A 2,142-nucleotide genomic window follows, 5' to 3' on the forward strand; every position below is an offset into this window, starting at 1 on the left:
CTCCAGCCCGCCCGAGGCGCCGGAGCCCCCACAGGCCGAGCGGCCGCGCCCGACGAACACGCCGACCCTCGACAAGTACGGCCGTGACCTCACCGAACTGGCCCGGCAGGGCCGTATCGACCCGGTGATCGGCCGGGACCAGGAGATCGAGCAAACCGTCGAGGTCCTCTCCCGGCGCGGCAAGAACAACCCGGTGCTGATCGGTGACGCGGGCGTCGGCAAGACGGCCATCGTGGAAGGGCTGGCGCAGCGCATCTCCGAGGCGGACGTGCCCGACGTGCTGACCGGGCGCCGTGTGGTCGCCCTGGACCTGACGGGCGTGGTCGCGGGCACCCGCTACCGGGGTGACTTCGAGGAGCGGATGAACAACATCGTCGGCGAGATCCGCGCCCACTCCGACCAGTTGATCATCTTCATCGACGAGCTGCACACGGTCGTGGGAGCCGGTGCCGGTGGCGGCGACGGCAGCTCCATGGACGCCGGGAACATCCTCAAGCCGGCCCTCGCCCGCGGCGAACTGCACATCGTGGGCGCCACCACGCTGGAGGAGTACCGCCGGATCGAGAAGGACGCGGCGCTGGCCCGCCGCTTCCAGCCGATCATGGTGCCGGAACCGACCGCCGCGGACGCGATCGAGATCCTGCGCGGCCTCCAGGACCGCTACGAGGCCCACCACCAGGTCCGCTACACCGACGAGGCGCTGGTCGCCGCCGTGGAGCTGTCCGACCGCTACCTCACCGACCGGCGGCTGCCGGACAAGGCGATCGACCTGATCGACCAGGCCGGTGCCCGGGTCCGGCTGCGCGCCCGTACCAAGGGCACCGACGTACGGGCCATGGAGCGGGAGCTGGAGCAGCTGACCCGGGACAAGGACCAGGCGGTCGCGGACGAGCAGTACGAGCAGGCCACCCAGTTGCGCGACCGGATCATGGACCTGAAGCAGCGGATCACCCAGGCGGGCGGTGACCACGAGATCGACGAGGGCCAGGACCTGGTGGTGGAGGCCGAGGCGATCGCCGAGGTGGTGTCCCGGCAGACCGGCATCCCGGTCAGCAGTCTCACCCAGGAGGAGAAGGACCGGCTGCTGCGCCTGGAGGAGCATCTGCACGAGCGGGTGGTCGGCCAGGACGAGGCCGTGCGGGTCGTCTCGGACGCGGTGCTGCGCTCCCGCGCCGGGCTCGCCAGCCCCGACCGGCCGATCGGCAGCTTCCTGTTCCTCGGCCCGACCGGCGTCGGCAAGACCGAGCTGGCCCGGGCGCTCGCCGAGGCCCTGTTCGGCAGCGAGGACCGCATGGTCCGCCTCGACATGAGCGAGTACCAGGAGCGGCACACCGTCAGCCGCCTGGTCGGCGCCCCGCCCGGCTACGTCGGCCACGAGGAGGCCGGCCAGCTCACCGAGGTCGTCCGCCGGCACCCGTACTCGCTGCTCCTGCTGGACGAGGTGGAGAAGGCCCATCCGGACGTCTTCAACATCCTGCTCCAGGTCCTCGACGACGGCCGCCTCACCGACTCCCAGGGCCGCACGGTCGACTTCACCAACACCGTCATCGTGATGACCAGCAACCTCGGCTCCGAGGCGATCACCCGCCGCGGCGCCTCCGTGGGCTTCGCGTCGGGCGGCGCGGACGCGGATGAGGAGGCCCGGCGCGAACAGATCCTGCGCCCCCTGCGCGAGCACTTCCGCCCCGAGTTCCTCAACCGCATCGACGAGATCGTCGTCTTCCGCCAGCTCAGCACGGAACAACTGCGCCGGATCACCGACCTCCTGCTGGACCGCACCAGGTCCCTCGTGCAGAGCAAGGGCATCTCGGTGACCTTCACCGACCGAGCGGTGGAATGGCTGGCCGAACACGGCTACCAGCCGGAGTACGGCGCCCGCCCGTTGCGCCGCACGATCCAGCGCGAGGTGGACAACGAGCTGTCACGGCTGCTGCTGGACGGCCGAGTGCCGGAGGGCGGCCAGGTGACGGTGGACGTCGAGGACGGCCACTTGGCGTTTCAAACGCAGAGTTCGGCAACGCCCTGATAGGGGCGCGGGGCTGTGCCGATGTGCGGCTGCGCCGCGTGAGCGCGACCAGCCCCCACGCACCGTCAGACGGCACTCAACGCACAGGCCGCACCACCATCGCCGACCCCCCACCC

At 71.1% G+C, this 2,142-nt stretch carries 1 protein-coding gene; it reads left to right on the top strand.

Features of this window, described 5'->3' with window-relative positions:
* Positions 1-2,026 (top strand): ATP-dependent Clp protease ATP-binding subunit (locus CA983_RS43015; RefSeq protein WP_107500354.1); only part of this gene is annotated, 2,026 nt, incomplete at its 5' end.
* Positions 2,027-2,142 lie beyond the last annotated feature (116 nt).

The organism is Streptomyces swartbergensis (assembly GCF_002148965.1).
Taxonomy (GTDB): Bacteria; Actinomycetota; Actinomycetes; order Streptomycetales; family Streptomycetaceae; genus Streptomyces; species Streptomyces swartbergensis.